At 71.1% G+C, this 21,847-nt stretch carries 21 protein-coding genes; 11 read left to right on the forward strand and 10 right to left on the reverse strand.

Features of this window, described 5'->3' with window-relative positions:
* Positions 1–120 precede the first annotated feature (120 nt).
* The 5 genes from ACFVJX_RS04060 to fabF all read left to right on the forward strand — a co-directional run bounded on the left by ACFVJX_RS04060 (position 121) and on the right by fabF (position 4,992).
* Entirely contained in the window at positions 121–1,320 is a 1,200-nt protein-coding gene (locus ACFVJX_RS04060; RefSeq protein WP_123470709.1) for a CdaR family transcriptional regulator, read from the forward strand.
* 89 nt (positions 1,321–1,409) lie between these two features.
* Positions 1,410–2,324 carry an ACP S-malonyltransferase gene (locus ACFVJX_RS04065; RefSeq protein WP_384124390.1) on the forward strand — a complete coding sequence of 305 codons (915 nt, stop codon included), beginning with the start codon at positions 1,410–1,412 and terminating at the stop codon, positions 2,322–2,324.
* A 13-nt stretch (positions 2,325–2,337) separates the two neighbouring features.
* Positions 2,338–3,339 (forward strand): ketoacyl-ACP synthase III, encoded by a 1,002-nt coding sequence (locus ACFVJX_RS04070; protein ID WP_384124198.1) that lies wholly within the window; start codon positions 2,338–2,340, stop codon positions 3,337–3,339.
* Between the two features lie 64 nt (positions 3,340–3,403).
* The gene (locus ACFVJX_RS04075) at positions 3,404–3,652 is read left to right on the forward strand and encodes an acyl carrier protein (RefSeq protein WP_024490626.1); all 249 of its coding nucleotides are present in this window, start codon (positions 3,404–3,406) and stop codon (positions 3,650–3,652) included.
* A 77-nt stretch (positions 3,653–3,729) separates the two neighbouring features.
* Positions 3,730–4,992 carry a beta-ketoacyl-ACP synthase II gene (gene fabF, locus ACFVJX_RS04080; RefSeq protein WP_384124196.1) on the forward strand — a complete coding sequence of 421 codons (1,263 nt, stop codon included), beginning with the start codon at positions 3,730–3,732 and terminating at the stop codon, positions 4,990–4,992.
* Positions 4,993–5,083: 91 nt separating this feature from the next.
* Here the strand turns inward: fabF and ACFVJX_RS04085 are convergent, their stop codons facing one another.
* A complete protein-coding gene (locus ACFVJX_RS04085; RefSeq protein ID WP_363072315.1) occupies positions 5,084–5,578 on the reverse strand; it encodes a DUF3145 domain-containing protein in 495 nt (164 codons plus the stop codon).
* A gap of 382 nt (positions 5,579–5,960) precedes the next feature.
* On the opposite strand from ACFVJX_RS04085, the gene ACFVJX_RS04090 reads away from it, so the two are divergent.
* Positions 5,961–6,872, forward strand: coding sequence for an SGNH/GDSL hydrolase family protein (locus ACFVJX_RS04090; protein ID WP_384124194.1), 912 nt, complete (start codon positions 5,961–5,963; stop codon positions 6,870–6,872).
* A gap of 27 nt (positions 6,873–6,899) precedes the next feature.
* Positions 6,900–7,892 carry an aldose epimerase family protein gene (locus ACFVJX_RS04095; RefSeq protein ID WP_384124192.1) on the forward strand — a complete coding sequence of 331 codons (993 nt, stop codon included), beginning with the start codon at positions 6,900–6,902 and terminating at the stop codon, positions 7,890–7,892.
* Between the two features lie 79 nt (positions 7,893–7,971).
* Here the strand turns inward: ACFVJX_RS04095 and ACFVJX_RS04100 are convergent, their stop codons facing one another.
* Entirely contained in the window at positions 7,972–10,443 is a 2,472-nt protein-coding gene (locus ACFVJX_RS04100; protein ID WP_384124190.1) for a beta-glucosidase, read from the reverse strand.
* 151 nt (positions 10,444–10,594) lie between these two features.
* Here ACFVJX_RS04100 and ACFVJX_RS04105 point away from each other — a divergent pair, with 151 nt between their 5' ends.
* Positions 10,595–11,212: a TetR/AcrR family transcriptional regulator gene (locus ACFVJX_RS04105; RefSeq protein WP_384124188.1), complete on the forward strand. Its 618-nt coding sequence runs from the start codon at positions 10,595–10,597 to the stop codon at positions 11,210–11,212.
* 21 nt (positions 11,213–11,233) lie between these two features.
* Here the strand turns inward: ACFVJX_RS04105 and ACFVJX_RS04110 are convergent, their stop codons facing one another.
* From ACFVJX_RS04110 to ACFVJX_RS04140, 7 genes are all read right to left on the reverse strand, one after another.
* Entirely contained in the window at positions 11,234–12,013 is a 780-nt protein-coding gene (locus ACFVJX_RS04110) for an EI24 domain-containing protein (protein WP_384124186.1), read from the reverse strand.
* A 92-nt stretch (positions 12,014–12,105) separates the two neighbouring features.
* A complete protein-coding gene (locus ACFVJX_RS04115) occupies positions 12,106–13,626 on the reverse strand; it encodes an alpha-N-arabinofuranosidase (RefSeq protein ID WP_384124184.1) in 1,521 nt (506 codons plus the stop codon).
* A 62-nt stretch (positions 13,627–13,688) separates the two neighbouring features.
* Positions 13,689–14,555, reverse strand: coding sequence for a carbohydrate ABC transporter permease (locus tag ACFVJX_RS04120; protein ID WP_384124182.1), 867 nt, complete (start codon positions 14,553–14,555; stop codon positions 13,689–13,691).
* Positions 14,552–15,511 carry a carbohydrate ABC transporter permease gene (locus tag ACFVJX_RS04125; RefSeq protein ID WP_384124180.1) on the reverse strand — a complete coding sequence of 320 codons (960 nt, stop codon included), beginning with the start codon at positions 15,509–15,511 and terminating at the stop codon, positions 14,552–14,554. Before ACFVJX_RS04125 ends, ACFVJX_RS04120 begins: the two co-directional genes overlap by 4 nt.
* A complete protein-coding gene (locus ACFVJX_RS04130) occupies positions 15,508–16,854 on the reverse strand; it encodes an extracellular solute-binding protein (RefSeq protein ID WP_384124178.1) in 1,347 nt (448 codons plus the stop codon). The genes ACFVJX_RS04125 and ACFVJX_RS04130 overlap by 4 nt, the downstream gene beginning before the upstream one ends.
* A 203-nt stretch (positions 16,855–17,057) precedes the next feature.
* Positions 17,058–17,486 carry an organic hydroperoxide resistance protein gene (locus tag ACFVJX_RS04135; RefSeq protein WP_384124176.1) on the reverse strand — a complete coding sequence of 143 codons (429 nt, stop codon included), beginning with the start codon at positions 17,484–17,486 and terminating at the stop codon, positions 17,058–17,060.
* Between the two features lie 88 nt (positions 17,487–17,574).
* Positions 17,575–18,594 (reverse strand): NADP-dependent oxidoreductase, encoded by a 1,020-nt coding sequence (locus tag ACFVJX_RS04140; protein WP_384124174.1) that lies wholly within the window; start codon positions 18,592–18,594, stop codon positions 17,575–17,577.
* Between the two features lie 112 nt (positions 18,595–18,706).
* Here ACFVJX_RS04140 and ACFVJX_RS04145 point away from each other — a divergent pair, with 112 nt between their 5' ends.
* Positions 18,707–19,159, forward strand: a complete 453-nt coding sequence (locus ACFVJX_RS04145; protein WP_384124172.1) for a MarR family winged helix-turn-helix transcriptional regulator — start codon at positions 18,707–18,709, stop codon at positions 19,157–19,159.
* A gap of 56 nt (positions 19,160–19,215) precedes the next feature.
* Here the strand turns inward: ACFVJX_RS04145 and ACFVJX_RS04150 are convergent, their stop codons facing one another.
* On the reverse strand, positions 19,216–19,899 hold the full coding sequence (locus ACFVJX_RS04150; RefSeq protein ID WP_384124170.1) for a hypothetical protein: 684 nt from the start codon (positions 19,897–19,899) through the stop codon (positions 19,216–19,218).
* 171 nt (positions 19,900–20,070) lie between these two features.
* Between ACFVJX_RS04150 and ACFVJX_RS04155 the strand changes: the two genes are divergently transcribed.
* The gene (locus ACFVJX_RS04155) at positions 20,071–20,652 is read left to right on the forward strand and encodes a hypothetical protein (RefSeq protein ID WP_384124168.1); all 582 of its coding nucleotides are present in this window, start codon (positions 20,071–20,073) and stop codon (positions 20,650–20,652) included.
* A gap of 147 nt (positions 20,653–20,799) precedes the next feature.
* Complete coding sequence (locus tag ACFVJX_RS04160; protein ID WP_384124167.1) at positions 20,800–21,837, forward strand: rod shape-determining protein; 1,038 nt, start codon at positions 20,800–20,802, stop codon at positions 21,835–21,837.
* Positions 21,838–21,847: the final 10 nt, after the last annotated feature.

Raw genomic sequence — 21,847 nt, forward strand, 5'->3', positions numbered from 1 at the left:
GCCCACGGTAGCCCGCGCGGCCGACGGCCCGGCTCATCGACTCCCACGCGAAGCGACGTGATCTTGCGCCACCGGCCCCACCCCTCCGGTCGGACGTCCGGATAAGGCAGTCTTGTGTCCGTGCCCCGACCCGATCCTGAGCAGCCCGCCGCGAACGACGCCCATCTCCATGCCGCGACCCTGAAACGACTGGAGCAGTCCTCCGGCCGGCTGGCCGCGAACGCGATCGCCCGCATGGACGAGTCACTGCCGTGGTACCGGGCCATGCCACCGGAGAACCGGTCCTGGATCGGCCTGGTCGCCCAGGCCGGTATCGCCGCGTTCACCGAGTGGTTCCGCCACCCGGAGACCCCGCAGGCCATCTCGACCGATGTCTTCGGTACGGCTCCGCGCGAGCTGACCCGGGCGATCACGCTGCGGCAGACCGTCGAGATGGTGCGCACGACGATCGAGGTCATGGAGGCCGCGATCGACGAAGTCGCCGCGCCCGGTGACGAGTCGGTGCTGCGCGAGGCGCTGCTCGTCTACGCCCGCGAGATCGCCTTCGCGACCGCCCAGGTGTACGCCCAGGCGGCGGAGGCCCGGGGCGCCTGGGACGCCCGGCTCGAATCGCTCGTGGTCAACGCGGTGCTGTCAGGTGAGGCCGACGAGGGCGCCGTGTCCCGGGCCGCCGCGCTCGGCTGGAACTCCCCCGAGCACGTCTGTGTGCTGCTCGGGACGGCCCCGGACGGCGACAGCGAGCTGACCGTGGAAGCGATCAGACGGGCGGCCCGGCACGCCAAGCTCCAGGTCCTGACCGGGGTGCTCGGCAACCGTCTGGTCGTCATCGCCGGCGGCAGCGACAACCCGCTCCAGGTCGCGAAGGCGCTGATCGGCCCGTACGCGGCGGGGCCGGTCGTCGCCGGCCCCGTGGTGCCCGACCTGCTGGCGGCCACCCGGTCCGCGCAGGCGGCCGCCGCCGGACTCAAGGCGTGCGGCGCCTGGCAGGACGCCCCGCGGCCGGTTCTCGCGGACGATCTGCTGCCGGAGCGCGCGATGGCGGGCGACCCTGCCGCGCGGGATCAGTTGGTGGAGGAGATCTACAGACCGCTCGAAGAAGCGGGTTCTGCCCTCCTGGAGACGCTGAGTGTGTATCTGGAACAGGCGAGCAGCCTCGAAGGGGCTGCCAGGATGCTCTTCGTGCACCCCAACACCGTGCGCTACCGGCTCCGACGTGTGACAGACGTCACCGGATGGTCACCCTCGGATGTCCGCTCGGCGTTCACGCTGCGGATCGCCCTGATCCTGGGGCGTCTGGCCGACAGAGATCTCCAGTCCTAGACTTTTGTCGGACATCAACAATTCCCCATACGGTTCTTCGTCCCTGTCCCCACGGGTGTTCCGGACCGTTCACAAGAGAGAGTGTGAGGGTGCTCGTACTCGTCGCTCCCGGCCAAGGCGCTCAGACGCCCGGCTTCCTGACTCCCTGGCTCGACCTCCCCGGTGCCACCGACCGCATCGCGGCCTGGTCCGACGCCATCGGGCTCGACCTTGCCCACTACGGCACCAAGGCGGACGCGGAGGAGATCCGCGACACCGCGGTGGCTCAGCCGCTGCTGGTCGCCGCCGGTCTGCTGTCCGCTGCCGCGCTCGACGCTTCACCGAGCGTCGTCGCAGGTCACAGCGTTGGTGAAATCACCGCAGCCGCTCTCGCCGGAGTCATCGGCGACGAGGCCGCCCTCCGTCTCGTACGCACCCGCGGACTCGGCATGGCCGAGGCCGCGGCGGTGACCGAGACGGGCATGGCCGCGCTGCTCGGCGGGGACCCCGAGGTCACTGTCCCGCACCTGGAGAAGCTCGGTCTGACCGCGGCGAACGTCAACGGCGCCGGCCAGATCGTCGCCGCCGGCACCGCCGAGCAGATCGCCGCGCTCGTCGAGGACAAGCCGGAGGGCGTGCGCCGCGTGGTGCCCCTGAAGGTCGCCGGCGCGTTCCACACGCACCACATGGCTCCCGCCGTCGAGCGCCTCCGTGCGGCCGCCGCGGCTCTGGAGGTCTCCGACCCGGTCGTGACATATGTCTCGAACGCCGACGGCAGGACCGTAGCGACCGGCACCGAGATCATCTCGCGCCTGGTCGGCCAGGTCGCCAACCCGGTCCGCTGGGACCTGTGCATGGAGACCTTCAAGGAACTGGGCGTCACGGCGCTGATCGAGGCCTGCCCCGGCGGCACGCTCACCGGTCTCGCCAAGCGCGCGCTGCCCGGGGTACGGACCCTCGCGCTCAAGACCCCCGACGACCTCGACGCGGCCCGCGCGCTCATCGCTGAGCACGCGGGCGCCTAAGGAGCCCGAGAGCATGTCGAAGATCAAGCCCAGCCAGGGCGCCCCGTACGCACGGATCATGGGTGTCGGCGGCTACCGCCCGACCCGTGTCGTGCCGAACGAGGTGATCCTCGAAACGATCGACTCGTCCGACGAGTGGATCCGCTCCCGGTCCGGCATCGCCACCCGCCACTGGGCCTCCGAGGAGGAGACCGTGGCCGCGATGTCCGTCGAGGCGTCAGGAAAGGCCATCGCCGACGCCGGGATCAACCCGTCGCAGATCGGCGCGGTCATCGTCTCCACCGTCTCGCATTTCAAGCAGACCCCGGCCATCGCCACCGAGATCGCCCACAAGGTCGGTGCGGGCAAGCCCGCCGCCTTCGACATCTCGGCCGGCTGCGCGGGCTTCGGCTACGGCCTGACGCTCGCCAAGGGCATGATCGTCGAGGGCTCGGCCCAGTACGTGCTCGTGATCGGTGTGGAGCGGCTGAGCGACCTCACCGACCTGAGCGACCGCGCGACGGCGTTCCTGTTCGGCGACGGCGCGGGTGCCGTCATCGTCGGCCCGTCCAAGGTGCCCGCCATAGGCCCGACGGTCTGGGGCTCCGAGGGCGACAAGTCCGAGACGATCAAGCAGACCGTGGCGTGGGACACCTTCCACGCCGACCGTCCGGAGAAGTTCCCGGCCATCACGCAGGAGGGCCAGGCGGTGTTCCGCTGGGCCGTCTTCGAGATGGCGAAGGTCGCCCAGCAGGCGCTGGACGCGGCCGGGATCGCACCGGAAGACCTGGACGTCTTCATTCCGCACCAGGCCAACATGCGGATCATCGACTCGATGGTGAAGACCCTGAAGCTGCCGGAGCACGTCACGGTCGCCCGTGACGTGGAGACCACCGGCAACACCTCCGCCGCCTCGATTCCGCTCGCTATGGAGCGGCTTCTGGCGACCGGTCAGGCGAAGAGCGGCGACACCGCGCTCGTCATCGGCTTCGGGGCGGGTCTCGTCTACGCCGCGACGGTCGTTACCCTCCCCTAGGCACACCGGGTCTTTTCGCCCGGAAACCGAACCCAGCACAGATACACACCGAAGGAGCGCCAACATGGCCGCCACGCAGGAAGAGATCGTCACCGGTCTCGCCGAGATCGTCAACGAGATCGCCGGTATCCCGGTCGAGGACGTCCAGCTGGACAAGTCCTTCACCGATGACCTGGACGTCGACTCGCTGTCCATGGTCGAGGTCGTCGTCGCCGCCGAGGAGCGCTTCGACGTCAAGATCCCCGACGAGGACGTCAAGAACCTCAAGACGGTCGGCGACGCCGCCGACTACATCCTCAAGCACCAGGCCTGATCCAGCCGGTTCGTGTGTCGCCACCCGGCGGTGGCGCCGCTGATTCACGACCCTCTACACGTGGAGAAGATTTTCCAGTGAACTCGACCAATCGCACCGTGGTCGTCACCGGTATCGGCGCAACCACTCCGCTGGGTGGCGATTCCGCATCGACCTGGGAAGGTCTGATGGCCGGCCGGTCCGGCGTCAAGCCTCTTGAGGGCGAACGTTTCGCCGAACTGCCTGTCCGGATCGCGGCCCTCGCGGCCGTCGACCCGGGCGACGTCCTGCCCCGCCCGCTCGCCCGCAAGCTGGACCGTTCGGCGCAGTTCGCGCTGATCGCGGCTCGTGAGGCGTGGGCGGACGCGGGCTTCACCGGCAAGGCCGGTGAGGACGAGAAGATCCAGCCCGAGCGGCTGGGCTCGGTCATCGCCTCCGGTATCGGCGGCGTGATCACCTTGCTCGACCAGTACGACGTGCTGAAGGAGAAGGGCGTACGCCGCGTCTCCCCGCACACCGTGCCCATGCTCATGCCCAACGGCCCGGCCGCGAACGTCGGTATCGAGGTGAACGCCCAGGCGGGCGTCCACACCCCGGTCTCCGCCTGTGCGTCGGGCGCCGAGGCGATCGGGTACGCCGTCGAGATGATCCGCACCGGCCGTGCCGATGTGGTCCTCGCCGGTGGCACCGAGGCGGCGATCCACCCGCTGCCGATCGCCGCGTTCGCCAACATGATGGCGATGTCCAAGAGCAACGACGAGCCCGAGAAGGCCTCGCGCCCGTACGACACTGCCCGCGACGGATTCGTCCTCGGCGAGGGTGCCGGTGTCGTCGTCCTGGAGTCCGCTGAGCACGCTGCCGCGCGTGGCGCCCGGGTCTACTGCGAGGTGCTGGGGCAGGGGCTGTCCGCCGACGCCCACCACATCGCGCAGCCCGAGCCGACGGGTCGCGGTATCGCCGCGGCGATGCAGAACCTGCTGGACCAGACGGACCTCAAGCCGTCCGAGGTCGTGCACCTGAACGCGCACGCGACGTCCACACCGCAGGGGGACGTCGCGGAGCTGAAGGCCCTGCGCAAGATCCTGGGCGACGACCTGGACCACGTCGCGATCTCCGCGACGAAGTCGATGACGGGTCATCTGCTCGGTGGCGCGGGCGGTATCGAGACCGTGGCGACGGTTCTGGCGCTGCACCACCGGATGGCTCCGCCGACCATCAACGTCGAGAACCTCGACGACGCGGTCGAGGCGGACATCGTCCGCGACGCCCCTCGGCCACTGCCGGAGGGGCCGGTCGCGGCCATCAACAACTCGTTCGGGTTCGGCGGGCACAACGTGGTGCTGGCCTTCCGCAGCGTGTGACGTCGCACGCTTGAGGCCCGCGTCCCCCGTGGTGGGGAGGCGGGCCTCTCGCATGCCGCGGGCCTCCTCGGGGTCTCCGCCCCGGGAGGGGTCACACCACCTGGTGGAGCCAGCGGACCGGGGCACCCTCGCCCGCGTGGCGGAACGACTCCAGTTCGTCGTCCCACGGCTTGCCCAGGAGTTTGGCGATCTCCGCCTCCAGGTCGGACTCCCCCCGGACGGACCGCGCCAACGCGGCCCGCAACCGGTCCTCGGGGATCAGGATGTCGCCGTGCATGCCGGTGACGGCGTGGAAGATGCCCAGTTCGGGCGTGGAGCTGTAGCGCTCGCCCTCCGCCGTCGGCGACGGCTCTGCCGTCACCTCGAACCGCAGCAGATCCCAGCCGCGCAGCGCGGACGCGAGCTTCGAGGCCGTGCCCGGTCTGGCCTGCCAGGAGAACTCGGACCGCCAGGTTCCGGGCGCGGCCGGCTGTCTGATCCAGTCGAGCTGGACCCGCACACCGAGGACACCCGCCACCGCCCATTCGACATGTGGGCAGAGCGCGCGCGGTGCGGAGTGAACGTACAGGACTCCACGTGTCGTCACCGGGACCTCCAGTGTGGGACGAGGTTCGCCTTCCCCAGCGGCCTCGCGTCCGCACCGCCTCTTCTCGGCCGCTTCCCGAGGTTGTCATCAGTAAACAGCATCGGGAGTTAATCTCCGGAAAAGGGACAGTATGTGACGTGATGTGATGTTCGGAAGCCACCCGAGTGGAGCCGGGTGGCCGAAAGAGCCACTGGTTCGACGTGGAAAAGCTACCGTGCGGCGGCGTCCCAGGTGTGACGTACCGTCGGACCTGGGCCCAGGATTCGTTCAGCATTCACCCTGCGGAGCGCGGGGGCCCGCCTGCCGGTGCCGAGCGGATGTGCCGGGGGCAAGGACCGGACGAGACGAATGGAATGGGCGAATGGACGGGAGGGGCCAGGGAATGCCGGATCGGCCCGTACGACACCGCTCGCGCACCGTGCCGGCCGTGCTGGCCGCGCTGTCGTTCCTCGGTGCGGCCGCACTGACCGGATGCGACTCCGGTCCGGCCGGCACGACGAAGGGTGCGGCGGCCGGGGAGCACCCCGCGCCGGCCGGGCCGGTCTGGAACCGCAGTCCGGATTCGGTCGCGGCGGTCGGGGACTCCATCACCCGCGGTTTCGACGCCTGCTCGGTGCTGGCGGACTGTCCCGAGGTGTCGTGGTCGACCGGGACGGACAGCACCGTGCGCAGTCTCGCGGTGCGGTTGCTGGGTGCCTCCGGCGTGACGGGCCACAGCTGGAACCACGCGGAGACGGGGGCCAGGATCGCCCGGTTGCCGGAGCAGATGGCGCTGGCCGCAAAGGAGGACCCGGATCTGGTGACGGTGATGATCGGCGCGAACGACGCCTGCCGGGACTCGGTGCGGGCCATGACGCCGGTGGCCGATTTCCGTGCCTCGTTCGAGGCGTCGATGCGTCAGCTCCGCAGCGCGGCGCCGAAGACGCAGGTGTATGTGTCGAGCGTGCCCGATCTGAAGCGGCTCTGGTCGACGGGGCGCGGCAATCAGCTGGGCAAGCAGATCTGGAAGCTGGGGATCTGCAAGTCGATGCTGGGCGACGCTGACGACATGAGCGCGTCGGCCGCGGCCCGGCGCTCGGCGGTGCAGGAGCGGGTGGTGGCGTACAACGAGGTGCTGCGTGAGGTGTGCGTGAAGGACACCCGCTGCCGTTACGACGGCGGGGCGGTCTTCGACTACCGGTTCACCGGCAAGCAGCTCAGCCAGTGGGACTGGTTCCATCCGGGGCGCAACGGGCAGGCCCGGCTGGCAGAGATCGCCTACCGCAATGTCACGGCGGCCCGCCCGCCCGCGTAGGGGGTGGCCGGACTAGAGTCCGTGATCATGGACACGGGTTCGGGCACGGCGACGCGTACGGAAGACTTCGGCACCCTCGCGGACGGCACGACCGTGCACCGCTGGACGCTGGAGCGCGACGGTAGGCGGGTGCGTCTGCTGACGTACGGCGGCATCGTGCAGTCGGTCGAGGTGCCGGACCGGGACGGGGTGCGCACCGGGGTGGCGCTCGGGCTGCCGGATCTCGCCTCGTACCTGCGGTACACCGGCCCCTACTTCGGCGCGCTGGTCGGGCGGTACGCGAACCGGATCGGCGGCGCGTCCTTCGAGCTGGACGGGCGGACCCTCCACATCACGCGCAACGAGGGCCGTAACCATGTGCACGGCGGGGCCCGGGGCTTCGACAAGCGCGTGTGGGACGCCCGGGAGATCGCGGACGGGGTGGAGCTGTCCCTCGTGTCGGCGGACGGCGACGAGGGTTTCCCGGGGCGGCTGGAGCTCTCGGTGGCCTGCACCCTGGAGGCCGGCGGGGCGCTGCGGATCGCGTACCGGGCGACGACGGACGCGCCGACCGTGCTGAACCTGACCAACCACACGTACTGGAACCTGGCGGGCGCCGGGAGCGGCAGCGCGCTCGGGCAGCGGCTGCGGATCGCGGCCGGGCGGATCACTCCGGCGGACGCGGAGTCGCTGCCGACGGGTGAGTTCCTGCCGGTGGACGGTACGCGGTTCGACTTCCGGGAGCCCCGGCCGGTCTCCAAGGAGTACGACCACAACTTCGTGCTGGACGGGACGGGCCCGGCGGCCGAACTGTACGACGAGGTGTCGGGGCGGGTGCTGACCGTGACGACGACGGAGCCGGGTCTTCAGCTGTACACGGCGGACCACTTCGACGGGGAGCCGTTCGGACCGTGCGCCGGGATCGCGCTGGAGACGCAGCACTTCCCGGACTCCCCCAACCGTCCGGAGTTCCCCAGCACGGTCCTGCGGCCGGGCCAGGAGTACGCGTCGACCACGGTGTACGGCTTCTCGGTGCGCTGAGGCGGTACGGGGAGGAGCCCCGGGGCGGGGCCAGGGACCGCTCCGGGGCTCCTCCGTATCCGGGGGCCAAAGGGGCCCGTTACTCCTTGGTCCGCACGGTCGCCGTCAGCCGTACGTCGCCCAGTGAACGGGCCGCCTGCACCTCGTACGTACCGGGGACGACGGCCCAGCCGTACGCCTCCTGGTCCCAGATCTCGTACGCGCGCCGCTCCAGCGGGACCGTCACCTCGACGCTCTGTCCGGGGGACGCCTCGACGCGGGTGAAGCCGGCCAGGACGCGCCGGGGGCGTTCGGCCTCGTCGGCCTGCGGGGCCACGTAGAGCTGGACGGTCTCGGCGCCCGGCCGGGTGCCCGTGTTGGTGACGCGGACCGTCGCGGCGTCCGTGGTCGCGGTCAGGGTCTCGTACGTCCAGCTCGTGTAGCCGAGTCCGTGGCCGAAGGGGTAGGCGGGTGCGGCACCGGCCTTCTCCCAGGCCCGGTAGCCGATGAAGACGCCCTCGTCGTAGCGGAGTTGGCCGCCGGTGGGGGTGGTGTTGGCGACCGGTGCGTCGGCGAGGCGGGCGGGCCAGGTGGTGGGGAGGCGGCCGCCCGGTTCGGCGGCGCCGAGCAGGACGTCGGCGAGCGCCGCGCCGCCCTCCTGGCCGGGGAACCAGCTGAGCAGCACCGCGGCGACCTCCTCGCGCCACGGGAGCTCCACCGGGGAGCCGGAGTTGACGATCACGACGGTGTTCGGGTTGACGGCGGCGACGGCCCGGACCAGCTCGTCCTGGTGTCCCGGGAGCCTCAGGTCCGTGCGGTCGAAGCCCTCGGACTCGACGCGTTCGGTGGTGCCGACGACGACGATCGCGGTGTCGGCGGCGCGGGCCGCCTCGACGGCCTCGCCGATCAGCTCGTCCGGGTCCCGGCGCGGGCCGAGGTGGCAGAGCGAGAACGAGACGCCGGTGATCGGCGAGTCGGCGCCGGGGGTCTCGGGGATCTGCCCGAGCGAGACCTCGACGGGTTCGCCCGCGGTGAGCGTGACGCGGCCGCGTTCCTGGGGCGTGCCGAAGAACGCCTCGCCGGGATCGGCGGAGCCGCTGATCCGGTGTACGCCGTCGTAGAGCGTGGTGCCCCCGACGGTGAGGGTGAGCGCTCCGGTGCCGCGGGTGCCGAAGACGTGCTCGCCGCTGTCGCGGGGGACGAAGGTGCCGGTGATCCCGACGTGGTGCAGGGTCTCGTGGGTCACTCCGGCGGGCAGGTCGGTGCCGATCCACTGGACGGTTCCGGTGGGCAGCGGGGCTGATCCGATGACCGCGCCCGTGGCGTCGTAGCAGACCGCTTTCAGCGTGAACCCCTTTTCGGCCGGGGCGAGTTCGTTGTTCGGGTCGGCGCCCGTGCGGTAGTCGAGCACATCCTCGGGGAGGGCTGCGAGGAGGCCGTCGAGCGGGGAGACGACGTGGTGCGGGAAGACCTGCGCGGAGCCGCCGCCGAGCACCCGGGCGTCGCGGGCGAGGGCGCCGCTGAGTGCGACCTTGCGGACGGCGGACGGGTCGATGGGGAGTGCGGCGCGTTCGTTGCGCACCAGCACGAAGGAGCGGCGGGCGATCTCGCGGGCCAGCGCGTCGCCGTCGACCGGGGCCGGGCGGTCGGCCTCGGCGACCACCGGCGGGGCGCCGTCCAGCGCGCCGGTGCGGGCGGCCAGCCGCAGCACGTTGAGCACCGCGGTGTCCACGGCGGACTCATCGACCTCACCGGCCCGCACCGCGGCGGCGAGAGCCGGCCCGTACACCGTCTTCGGCCCCGGCATCGCGACGTCGAGGCCGCCTGTGACGGCGGCGACGGTGGCACGGGCGGCCAGCCAGTCGGAGACGACGAAGCCGTCGAATCCCCATTCGCCGCGCAGCACCTCGTTCTGGAGGTAGCGGTGCTCGGTCATGGTGGAGCCGTTGACCCGGTTGTAGGCGGCCATGATGCCCCATGGGTGGGCGTTGGCGACGATCCGCTCGAAGGGGGCGAGGTAGAGCTCGCGCAGGGCGCGCGGGGCGACGATGTTGTCGACGGTGAAGCGCTCGGTCTCGGCGTCGTTGGCGACGAAGTGCTTGACCGTCGTGCCGACTCCGCCGTCCTGCACACCGCGCACATAGCCGGTGCCGATCTCGCCGGTGAGGTACGGGTCCTCGCTGTACGCCTCGAAGTGGCGTCCGCCCAGCGGGGACCGGTGCAGGTTGACGGTCGGCGCGAGGAGCACGTGCACCCCCTTGCGGCGTGCCTCCTGCGCGAGGAGGTGTCCGGCGCGGCGGGCCAGGGAGGGGTCCCAGGTCGCGGCGAGGGCGGTGGGCGAGGGCAGTGCGACCGACGGGTCGTCGGCGCTCCAGCTGACGCCCCGCACCCCGATCGGGCCGTCCGACATGACCAGCGAGCGGAGCCCGACGGCGGGGAGGGCGGGCAGCGACCACATGTCCTGCCCGGCCAGCAGCCGGGCCTTGTCGTCGAGCCCGAGCGCGGCCAGGGCCGCTTCGGACGCGGCCTCGCGGGCCGCTTCGGGGTGAATGGGTGCGGACGCGTCTGCCACGGCCGTGCCTCCTCGTCGGGATCGTCTGCCGGATGTCTCCATAGTGACCCGTCATCGGTAGAACGGTAGGATTCGTTATGGATACGTAACACAAGGCCATGGCGTACGGTCCTGAAGAGGGACCGGAGAAGCACCGAAAGGGGCCGGGGCGATGGTGCGGGCCAGGAGCGCGGAGCGGCGGGCGGAGATTCTCCGCGCCACTCTGGAGGTGATCGCCGAGCGCGGCTACCGCGGCGCCACACTGGGCGCGGTGGCCGAGCGGGTGGGCCTGAGCCAGCAGGGCCTGCTGCACTACTTCCCCACCAAGGAGGCGATGCTCGTCGCCGTCCTGGAGGAGCGCGACCAGTGGGACACCGGCGGCGGTCCACGCAGCGACGGCGGCTGGCGGACCGATCTGCTCGGCTCACTCGTCGAGTACAACGCGATGCGCCCCGGTGTCGTCCAGACCTTCTCCGCGCTGCTCGGCGAGAGCGTCACGGAGGAGCACCCCGCCAGGGAGTTCTTCACCCGCCGCTACACACAGGTCCGGGCGAGCATGGCGGCGATGCTGCGCGCCGAGTTCGGCGAGCGGCTGCCGGGCGGTCTCACCCCGGAGCGCGCGGCCCCGCTGCTGGTCGCGGCGATGGACGGGCTGCAGTACCAGTGGCTGCTCGACCCGGACACGGTGGACATGCCGGCGGCGTTCCAGGACTTCCTGCGGCTGTTGCGTCCCGACGGGGAACAGGGCACCGCACCGGCCGCCGACGCGGACGAGGACGACGCGGGCTGAGGCGTACGGCCCGCGCCCGCCTCAGCCGTTGACGTCCTCGTGCCGCCCGTCCTGCGCGTCGTCGTCCGCCCCCACCAGGTCGCGTGCCAGCAGGGTCGCCCCGGCGACGGCCCCCGGCATCAGGAAGACGGCGACGAACGGGACGAGGAAGGCGAGACCCAGGGGTACGCCGAAGCCGAGGATCAGCGGACGGCGGCCGCGCAGCAGGACGAGCCGGTCCTTCAGCACCATGCCGCGGCGCTGGAGCGCGACGGCGGTGAGTTCCTCGGCGAGGAAGTAGCCGGTGACGCAGAAGCCGATCAGCGGGACGACGGTCTGGCCGGCGACCGGGACGAAGCCGAGGGCGAAGAGCAGGACGGCGTACAGGGCGACGCGCACCAGGATGCGGACGCTGTCGCGGGCGGAGATCCACAGCTCCCGCCAGAACGGCAGCCCCGACTCCGGGACGTCGCCGCCCTCGGCCCGGTCGACCTCCTCGGAGAGCGATTCGTAGAAGGGCTGCCCCACCAGCAGCGTCACCGCGGTGAACGTGATCACGGCCAGGAACAGGCCGAGGGCGAAGACCAGCACGGTCAGGGTGTTGCGGAGCAGGCCGAGCCAGGGTGATGACCAGTCGTCGGCGAAGGGGGTCGCCCAGGACGCCAGGTCGTCGGCCCCGTAGCCGAGGCCGACCAGGGCGCCCGCGTACACCACGAGGGTGATGAGGCCGGGGACCAGTCCGATGCCGAACCACCGCCCGTGCCGGGCCACCCAGCGCTGCCCGTTGATCAAATAGCCGAATCCCGCTGCCGCGTCACGCATGCGGTCAGCGTACGTGCGGGAGCGGGGGCCGCCCGCACCGGTGAGCCGGGAGCGGGCGCCCGGCCGCCGACGGGCCCGCTCCCCCGTCGCGTTCAGCCGAGCCGGATCACGTTCCAGGACATCGGCTCAAGCGTGGCCCTGAGCACTCCGGCGTCGAGCGTGGTGCCCTCGGCGGCCGGGTGCGGGGCGACCCGCTCGGGCTCGGCGAGCGTGTTGCGGGCGTCCGGATCCGTGTCGGCGAGGACCTGGTGCTCCTCCACCGCCGTCAGCTCGAAGCCTTGCAGGGCCACTTCGAGCGGAAGGGCCGCGTCCTGGCCCCGGTTGACCGCGAAGACGGTGACCGCGCCGGTCTCCGGATCGCGGACGGCGGTGGCGTGCAGCAGATCCGTCTCGCCGTGCCTGGCCGTCGAGTAGGTGGGCGAGTCCACCCGTACGTCCAGCACCTGGCCCCTGCCGTACCGGGCGGCCTGGGCGAACGGGAAGAAGGTGGTCTGCCGCCAGGCCGGTCCGCCGGGTTCGGTCATGATCGGGGCGATCACGTTGACCAGTTGGGCCAGGCAGGCCACGGTCACCCGGTCGGCGTGCCGCAGCAGGGCGATGAGCAGGGTGCCGAGGACGACGGCGTCGGTGACCGAGTAGTTGTCCTCCAGCAGACGCGGCGCCTCGGGCCAGTCCAGGGGGTTCTCCTCGGCCTCCTGCTGACTGCGCGTCATGTACCAGACGTTCCACTCGTCGAAGGAGAGGTTGATCTTCTTCGTGGACTTCAGCCGGGCTCCGACGTGGTCGCAGGTGGCGACGACGCTCTCGATGAAGGACTCCATGTCCACGGCGGACGCCAGGAACGAGTCGCGGTCGCCGTCGTGTTCCTCGTAGTAGGCGTGCAGCGAGACGTAGTCGACGAGGTCGTAGGTCTCGGCGAGCACCGTCGCCTCCCACGCGGCGAAGGTGGGCATGGAACGGCCGGAGGAGCCGCAGGCGACGAGTTCGACGGACGGGTCGATCTGCCGCATGGCTCGCGCGGTCTCGGCTGCGATCCGGCCGTACTCCTCGGCGGTCTTGTGGCCGGTCTGCCAGGGCCCGTCCATCTCGTTGCCCAGGCACCAGAGCCTGATCCCGAAGGGATCCTTGTCGCCGTGCGCGATCCGGCGGTCGGAGAGTTCCGTGCCGGCCGGGTGGTTGGCGTACTCCTGGAGCTCGATGGCCTCCTGGACGCCCCGGGTACCGAGGTTCACGGCCATCATCGGTTCGGCCTGCGGGCCGATCTTCCTGAGGAGGGCGATGTACTCGGAGAGGCCGAACCGGTTCGTCTCGGTGGAGCGCCAGGCCAGGTCGAGGCGGCGCGGGCGTTCGTCGACCGGGCCCACGCCGTCCTCCCAGCGGTAGCCGGAGACGAAGTTCCCGCCGGGGTAGCGGATGGCGGTGACGCCGAGTTCGCGGATCAGGTCCAGCACGTCGGTACGCAGGCCCGCCTCGTCGGCCGCCGGGTGGCCGGGCTCGTACATCCCGTCGTAGACGCAGCGGCCGAGGTGCTCCACGAACGATCCGAAGAGGCGGGGGTCGACGTCGCCGACGGTGAACGCCGGGTCGAGGGTGAAGCGCGCGGTGCGGGTCATGGCTTCCTCGCTGTGTTCGGTGGTGCGGTCATCGGGTGTCGGGTTCTGGCGGGGCGCCGGTGTCACTGGCCGGCCAGGCCGGTGTGGGCGACGCCGCTGATGATCTGCCGCTGGAAGAAGACGAAGACGATGATGAGCGGCAGCCCGGCCATCAGTCCCCCGGCCATGAGCTGGGCCCACTGGATGCCGTAGGAGTTCATGACGGTCGCGATGCCGTTCGGCATGGTCATCAGGTCGGGGTTGTTGGTCACCATGTACGGCCAGAGGAAGTTGTTCCAGGACGCGATGAAGGTGAAGATGCCGACCGCGGAGAGCGAGGGGCGGGACAGCGGCACGATGATGGTGAGGAACACCCGCCAGCGGCCGGCGCCGTCGATGAACGCGGCCTCCTCCAGCTCCCTCGGGATGCCCTGGAAGAACTTGTAGAGGATGTAGACCATCGCGGCGGGCGCGCACTGGGGCAGGATCATGCCCCAGTAGGTGTCGACCATCCCCATCGACTGGACGGTGCTGAACAGCGGGACGCCGAGCACCGCGGGCGAGACCATCAGCCCGGCCATCACGAGGCCCATCAGGGCGCTCTTGCCGCGGAACTCGGTGCGGGCGAAACCGTATCCGGCGAGCGCGCCGACGAGCACCACGACGGCCGTGACGCAGACCGAGACGACGAACGAGTTCACGAACCAGTTGGTGATGTTGCCCGTCTCGAAGATCGCCTTCCACGCCTGGGCCGTCCATACCTCCGGCAGCCAGTGCGGCGGCACCGCGACGGCCTCGGTCTCCGACTTGAGGGAGGTGAACAGGGCCCAGACCAGTGGGGCCGTCCACACCGCGGAGACGGCGACGCCGACGGCGGTCAGGACGATCTGGCTCACCGTCCAGGGTTTGCGGACCCGGCCGGTCGCGGCCCGGGGATGCGTATCGGTCATCGGACGCCCTCCTCACGCTTGCGCAGCAGCCACATGCGCCCGAGGGCGACCGCGGCGATGATCACGAAGAAGATGATGGAGATCGCGGACGCGTAGCCCACGCGGTAGCTGGTGAAGCCCTCTTCGAGGGTGTACTGGACGAAGGTGCGGGTCGATTCCTCGGGCCCCGGGCCGAAGTCGTTGATGACGACGGCCTGGTCGAAGACCTGGAGCGAGGCCAGGATCTGGAGGGCGATGACGAGCCCGGTGATGTTGCGCAGCATCGGCAGCGTGATGTGCACCATGCGGTGCCAGGCGTTCGCGCCGTCCAGTTCGGCGGCCTCGTACAGGTGGTGCGGGATGCCCTGGAGGGCGGCGAGGTAGAGCAGGAAGCTGAAGCCGACGGTCCACCACAGGGTGGTGATGACGACGGCGAGCATGGCGGTGGACTTGTCCGTGAGCCAGGGTGTGTCGGTCCCGAGGACGTGATTCACCATGCCCGTGCCGGGGTTGAACAGCCACTGCCAGAGGTTGCCCGCGACCGTCGACGGCAGCAGGAACGGGGCGAAGAAGCAGAGCCGCCACAGCCACTTCGCGCGTTCGATGTGGTGGGCGAGCATCGCCATCAGGAAGGCGATGACGGTGATGCAGGGCACGACCAGGAGCGTGAAGTAGGCGCTGTGGCCGAGTGAGTCCCACATGAGCGGGTCGTGGAACGCCTCGCGGTAGTTGTCCCAGCCGACGAAGCGCGCGCCGGCGCCGGAGACGTTGGCGTCGGTGAAGCTCAGGTACGCGCCCCGCAGGACCGGCCAGATCACGAACAGCGCGAACAGGACGAGGAAGGGCGCGACGAACCAGCCGCCGTGCTGGAGCCGGCGGCCGGCGCGGGCGCGGAAGCCGTCCGTGTCCGGTGCGTCGGTGGTGCGGGCCGGCCGCCGGGCGGGTGCGAGGACGGCCCCGGCGCCGGTCGCCGTCATGCGGCACCTCCCTCGGCGGCGGTTCGGCCGTCCATCGGGTTCTTCATGGCCAGGAGTTGTTCCAGCACGCTCTTCATGCGGCGGGCGGCCGTGGCCGGCTTCGTGGAGCCGAGGTTGGAGGAGGCGATGACGGGTCCGATGCGGGTGGCGAGCGTGCCGGTGGAACCGGAGAACCAGGTCTTCGGCTCGGTCGCCTGGTGGGTCATGGCCGAGACGTACTCGTTCTGCGGCGTGAGTCTCTTGTACGCGTCGGAGCCCAGCGTCGGCTTGTAGGCGGGTATGTGGCCGCCGGCCGCCCAGGCCAGGGCGTTCTTGACGACGTACGCGGCGAGCCGGTGCGCGCCCTCGTCGGCGGGGCCGCCCCGGTCCGACTGGTGGGGCAGGACGAAGGAGTGCGACTCGCAGTGGGTGGCCTGCCTGCCGAAGACCGGGGGCAGCGGGGTGGCACCGTACTCGATCTTCGCCCCCGAGTAGACGGGCACGGACCAGTTGCCCTCCCAGACGAACGGCGAGCCGTTCATGAACTGTTCGCCGTCCGCCGCACCCGCGGTGGCGTACCCGTCGGTGACGTGCCGGCGCAGGAACTCCAGGACCTCGGTGGCCTTGTCCTCGTCGAGGACGACGTCCGTCATCGACGCGTCGAAGTACGCGCCGCCGAGCTGCGCGTAGAAGGCGACGAAGAACCACCAGGCGAAGTTCTGGTCGTTGGCGTGGATACCGACGGTCTGAAGTCCCTTGCCGGTGACCTTCCTTGCGGCTTTCAGGGCGTCGAACCACTCATCGGTCGAGGTGACCGGCACGATGAGGCCGTCGTCGCCGAGGAGGCCGGCCTTCCCGAGGACGTCCTTGCGGTAGAAGGACAGTTGGGCGTGCACGTCGAGCGGGAGCGCGTACAGCCTGCCGTCGATGACCGCGCGCTTCCACAGCGCCGGGTCGAAGTCCTGTTCGTGGACGCCGTACTCGGCGAGCAGGTCCACGTCCCAGGGGTCGAGGAGCCGCCCCGGTGCGAAGCCCGGTACCCGTCCCAGGTGCATGACGCCGAGGTCGGGGGCGCGGCTGCCCGAGGCGGACATGGCGAGCTTGGTGTAGTAGGGGCTGCCCCACTGGAGCGTCGAGTCCTTCACCTCGATGCCGGGTTCGGCCCGGCGGAAGGCGTCCAGCATCGCGATCATGTTGTAGCCGTCGCCGCCGCTGAAGAGGTTCCAGTAACGGACCCGGGTGTCGGCGCTCGACGCGAGGGCGTCCGCACCGGTTCCCAGCGCCGCGAAGCCGAAGCTGCCGGCGACGGCCGCCCCGCCCAGCCCCGTGATCAGTTGCCTGCGATTCAGGCCAGGTCGTCCCATGCCCCGCCCTCACTGTTCGAAATCCCGAATACCGCCCGTAACTTCGAACGGACCGTAAAATCGAAGCGGTTGTGCGTCAATGGGTCGCGCAGGAATTCCGAACAATGTCCGGGGTGCCGAACAAGGGGGCACGACAAAGCCGAGGGCCGCACCCCGGACGGGATGCGGCCCTCGGCCGTCTACGAGCGGTACGCCGTCTCGGATCAGACGACCGAAAGCTCGACCTTGATGTTGCCGCGCGTGGCGTTCGAGTACGGGCACACCTGGTGGGCCTTCTCGATGAGCGCCTGCGCGGTCGCCGTGTCGACGTTCGGGATGGTCGCGCTGATCGCGACCTCCAGGCCGAAGCCACCGGCCTCGGTCTTGCCGATGGAGACCGAGGCGGTCACCGTGGAGCCGGAGATGTCGGCCTTCTCCTGACGGGCCACGACACCCAGCGCGCCCTGGAAGCAGGCGCTGTAGCCGGCCGCGAAGAGCTGCTCCGGGTTGGTGCCCGCGCCGCTTCCGCCCATCTCCTTCGGCGGGTTGACGACCACGTCGAGCTTGCCGTCGTCCGAGGAGACCCGGCCGTCACGGCCGTTCTCGGCGGTGGCGACGGCGGTGTACGCGACGGCGATGTCCTGAATGGTCATGTCTGTGAATCCTTCTGCTATGCGCCGCGACTCGCGCCCACGATCGCGACGGCCTGGGATGAGCCTAACGGGTGCCCCGACAGCGGTGTCAGCCGAGGGAAACGATCATCTTTCCGGTGTTCTCGCCGCGGAGCAGACCGAGGAAGGCGTCGTAGCCGTTCTCGATGCCCTCGACGACGGTCTCGCGGTACTTCAGCTCTCCGGAGGCCAGCCAGCCGGCCACCTCCTGGACGAACTGCCCCTGGAGAGCGGCGTGGTCGCCGACGAGCATGCCCTGCAGACGCAGCCGCTTGCCGATGACGAGCGCGAGGTTGCGCGGGCCCGGCGTCGGCTCGGTCTCGTTGTACTGCGCGATCATGCCGCAGATGGTCGCACGGCCGTGCACCTTCAACGAGGAGATCGCGGCTTCGAGGTGCTCGCCGCCGACGTTGTCGAAGTAGACGTCGATGCCGTCGGGGGCGGCCTCGCGCAGCTGCTCGCGGACGGGGCCGTTCTTGTAGTTGAACGCGGCGTCGAAGCCGTACTCCTCCACCAGCAGCTTGACCTTCTCGTCGGAGCCGGCGGAGCCGATGACGCGCGAGGCGCCCTTGAGCTTGGCCAGCTGGCCGACCTGGCTGCCGACCGCACCGGCGGCGCCGGAGACGAAGACCGCGTCGCCCTCCTTGAAGGAGGCGACCTCGAAGAGGCCCGCGTAGGCGGTGAGCCCGGTCATGCCGAGTACGCCGAGGTAGGCGGAGAGCGGGGCGAGGGAGGCGTCGACCTTCACGGCGTGCTTGGCCGGGACGTCGGCGTACTCGCGCCAGCCGAGGCCGTGCAGGACGTGGTCGCCGACGGCGAACCCCTCGGCGGCGGATGCGACGACCTCGCCGACCGCGCCACCCTCCATGGGGTGGTCGAGCTTGAACGGCGGGGTGTACGACTTCACGTCGTTCATCCGGCCGCGCATGTACGGGTCGACCGAGAAGTGCAGATTGCGGACGAGGACCCGGCCCTCGGCGGGAGCGGTGACCGGTGCCTCACGCAGCGCGAAATCCTCGGCCTTCGGCCAGCCGTGCGGACGGGCTACGAGGTGCCATTCACGGCTGGACGTGGGAAGTGCTGCGGACATGGGCTCGGTGTCTCCTCAATGTCTCGGGGGGGGTGCGGAAAAGCTTCATGTTGTGAAACAACCATGCGCCTGGATATTTCATGTTGTCAAGTAACCGGCTATCCTGTGTCGCATGGCCACCCCTCGGACAGACCCTCTGACTCTCGAAGTCGTCGAGCTCATCGGCACCGTCGTGGCGCGCTACTACGAGGAGTACGAGCAGGCCGCGGCCGCACACAGCCTCACCGGCGCGCAGGCCCGGGTGCTCGGGCTCCTTTCCCTGGAGCCGATGCCCATGCGCCGGATCGCCCAGAAGCTGAAGTGCGAGCCGTCCAACGTGACCGGCATCGTCGACCGGCTCGAGGTGCGCGGCCTGGTGGAGCGCCGCCCCGATCCGGCCGACCGGCGGGTGAAGCTGGCCGCGCCCACCGAGAAGGGCACCCGGACGGCGCGGCAGCTGCGTGAATCGCTCGACTTCGCTCGTGAGCCGCTGGCAGGCCTCTCGGACCGGGACCGGGCGGTGCTGCGGGATCTGCTGCGCCGGATGCTCGGCATGGAGCCGCCCGCCCAGGATCCTGCTTCCTGAGCGAGGAGGGGCTTCCGCCTGGGACCGCGAGGCCCCCTAAAGGCCCCTCCGGAGCCTCAGCAGAACCACAGGAACCAGCAGCCGCCCGAGTCCGAAGGGGTCGGCGTCGGGGTGGGCGTAGGCGTGGGCGTGACCGTGGGTGTGGGCTGCGGCGGGGCCGGGGGCTGCGAGGGGTCGTCATCCGTGCCGCCCGGATCGGACGGGTCGGCGGACGGGTCCCCCGGCTCCTCGGACGGCGTGCCGGACACCTCCGCGGTGGCCGCCGGGGCCGATGCGGCGTCTCCGGGGCGCGCCGGGCCCGTGCCGGTGGCGCCGGAGGGGCGGGAGTCGGAGGCCGGGGCCACCGTGGGGCTGCCCACGGGCGTGTCCACCGGCCCCGGCGGCTCGACGGCGTCGCTCCGCGTGGGCTCGGGGGCGGGCGCGGTCGTGACGGACGTCGACTCGCGTACGTAGTCCGACGACCCGTCGCCGCCACCCTGCTCGGTCGCCAGCTCGGCCAGGCTCAGCACCCCTGCCGCCAGGACCACCCCGAGCAGCGCCACCAGCACCGTACGGCCGCGGCGGCTGCGGGCCCGGCGTCCCCGGCGCGGCCGGGGCTCCGGTTCCTCGCGCCGGCGCGAACCACGCCCGCCGTGCCCCGTCCGGGCAGCCTCGCGCTCCCGGCGGCGCCGGCCTCCGGAACGGGGCTGAGCGGCCTTCTCGTCCCGCGCGTCCGGTTCGTGGCGGACTGGCGCGGGCACGGCGTAGTGACTCAGCGCCTCCGCGGGGGTTCCGCATCCGGCACAGGCCAGGGCGCCGTTGAGATGCCGCTGACAGGGGTGGCAGTAATCCATCGCGCCCGCAGATTAGATGGCGATCGGACAACAGAGAAAGCGGCTCAGGTGAGGATCCTGTGTGGAAGCGTTGGTTCCATGACCGCTGCCGCGCCTTTCGGGCCCAGAGAGTTCCAGCTTGTCCTGTTGCGCCGGATGGCCGACCACCAGCCCGGCCTGGTCGAGGACGCCCGGCACGAACTGGGCGCCGGCCTCGCCGAGATGCGCGAGGCCAACCGGCGCTGGCAGGCAGGGCGTCGCTCCCCCGGGGCGGTGCGGGGGCGGGGACAGGGGGCGCTGCGCCGCTACCGGTCCGTGCTCGGCGAACCTGAGTCGTCCGTACGCCGGACGGTCGGCGACCTGGAGTGCGACGCGCTGCTGTGGCCGGTGCCGCTCTGGCCGGATCTGCGGTTCGAGGTGATGGCCGGGCCGGGCGGTGCCGTGTGGAACGAGTGGCTGGTGCGGGCCCCCGGCGCGGCCGCCCCCGCGCTCGGCACGGTGGAGGATCTGCGCCCGTGGTCGTGCACGGTGGACGAGGTGGCGCGGGCCTTCGCGCCGGCCCGCCCGATGGAGGGCAGCGCACCGACCCGCTGGGCGCTCGCGATCACCGCCCCGGTCACCGGGGAGCCGTACGTCGCCGAGTTCACCTGGGGTCTGCTCCAGCGGCTGCTCCCGGGCTGACGGAGCCTCGGGGCACCGGCCGACGAGCCGTCAGCTCCGTCCCCCCTACGGCGCATCCCAGCGCGCACAACAGCTCCCACCGGCGCACGATACGAAGACAGCCGGCTGCCCGTCGGTACCCCCATCAGCGCTCTCGGGAGAACTGCCGTGACCGTCAGCCTTGAGCAGTTGCGCCGTTGCCATGTCGCCGTCGACCTCGGGGCCGCCCGGACCCGCGTCTATGTGAAGGGGCTGGGACTCGTCGTAGACGAGCCGAGCGCCGCCGCCGTGAACACCCGTACGGGATCGCTCATCGCCGTCGGGGCGCTCGCCGAACAGATGACGGGACGCACCCCCGACTACATCCGGGTGGTCCGGCCGGTCTCCGGCGGGACCGTCGTGGACATCGAGATGGCCCAGCGCATGCTGCGTCAGCTGCTCGGTGAGAAGCTCCGCAGGCAGCTGCGCCGCAAACCCCGGCTGCGGGCCGCCGCCTGCACGCCGCACGACAGCGATCCGCTCGCCCAGCGGGCCGCCGTCGAGACCCTGGTCGGGCTCGGCGCGCGCCGCGTCGAGCTGGTCGACACGCTGATCGCGGCGGCCGTTGGCTGCGGGCTGCCGGTCGAGCAGCCGACCGCCACCATGATCATGGTGTGCGGGGCCGCGACCACCCAGATCGCGGTGCTCTCGCTCGGCTCGATCGTGACCGCTGTGCGCCTCCCGGTCGGCGGCGACGCGATCGACCACGCGGTGATCCAGCACCTGCGCCAGTACCACGAGCTGATGCTGCCCAGCCAGTCCGTGCGCCCCCTGCAGCTCGCGCTCAGCGGCAACGGCCTGACCTCGCACGGCCCCGCCGTGACCGAGATCCACGGCCGGGACGTGGCCACCGGACTGGCCCGCTCCGTCCAGGTCGACACCGCCGCCGTACGGCAGGCGATCCACCGCCCGCTCACCGCGGTCCTGGACGGTCTGGGCAAGGTGCTGCGGGACTGCCCGCCCGATCTGGTGGCCGACCTCGCCGACTGCGGGATCATGATGGTCGGCGGCAGCGCGCTGCTGCCGGGCCTGGACCAGATGCTGCGCGACGCGACCGGCATGCCGGTGCACATCGCCGAACGGCCGGACGTCTGCTCCGTGCTGGGGCTCGGCGCCATGCTGGACGGCAAGATCCGCCCGATGGTCCTCGACCCGCTCGCCTGCTGAGCTCCGGGAG

This window comes from Streptomyces sp. NPDC127177, assembly GCF_042672475.1.
In the GTDB taxonomy this organism is placed as follows: Bacteria; Actinomycetota; Actinomycetes; order Streptomycetales; family Streptomycetaceae; genus Streptomyces.

Coding starts and splice junctions, on each gene's coding strand:
- ACFVJX_RS04140 (WP_384124174.1), bottom strand. CDS start 18,594: ATGTCCGCAGCACTTCCCACGTCCAGCCGTGAATGGCACCTCGTAGCC.
- ACFVJX_RS04130 (WP_384124178.1), bottom strand. CDS start 16,854: ATGGGACGACCTGGCCTGAATCGCAGGCAACTGATCACGGGGCTGGGC.
- ACFVJX_RS04155 (WP_384124168.1), top strand. CDS start 20,071: ATGACCGCTGCCGCGCCTTTCGGGCCCAGAGAGTTCCAGCTTGTCCTG.
- ACFVJX_RS04105 (WP_384124188.1), top strand. CDS start 10,595: ATGGTGCGGGCCAGGAGCGCGGAGCGGCGGGCGGAGATTCTCCGCGCC.
- ACFVJX_RS04125 (WP_384124180.1), bottom strand. CDS start 15,511: ATGACGGCGACCGGCGCCGGGGCCGTCCTCGCACCCGCCCGGCGGCCG.
- ACFVJX_RS04135 (WP_384124176.1), bottom strand. CDS start 17,486: ATGACCATTCAGGACATCGCCGTCGCGTACACCGCCGTCGCCACCGCC.
- ACFVJX_RS04120 (WP_384124182.1), bottom strand. CDS start 14,555: ATGACCGATACGCATCCCCGGGCCGCGACCGGCCGGGTCCGCAAACCC.
- ACFVJX_RS04145 (WP_384124172.1), top strand. CDS start 18,707: ATGGCCACCCCTCGGACAGACCCTCTGACTCTCGAAGTCGTCGAGCTC.
- ACFVJX_RS04070 (WP_384124198.1), top strand. CDS start 2,338: ATGTCGAAGATCAAGCCCAGCCAGGGCGCCCCGTACGCACGGATCATG.
- ACFVJX_RS04095 (WP_384124192.1), top strand. CDS start 6,900: ATGGACACGGGTTCGGGCACGGCGACGCGTACGGAAGACTTCGGCACC.
- ACFVJX_RS04090 (WP_384124194.1), top strand. CDS start 5,961: ATGCCGGATCGGCCCGTACGACACCGCTCGCGCACCGTGCCGGCCGTG.
- ACFVJX_RS04075 (WP_024490626.1), top strand. CDS start 3,404: ATGGCCGCCACGCAGGAAGAGATCGTCACCGGTCTCGCCGAGATCGTC.
- ACFVJX_RS04115 (WP_384124184.1), bottom strand. CDS start 13,626: ATGACCCGCACCGCGCGCTTCACCCTCGACCCGGCGTTCACCGTCGGC.
- ACFVJX_RS04110 (WP_384124186.1), bottom strand. CDS start 12,013: ATGCGTGACGCGGCAGCGGGATTCGGCTATTTGATCAACGGGCAGCGC.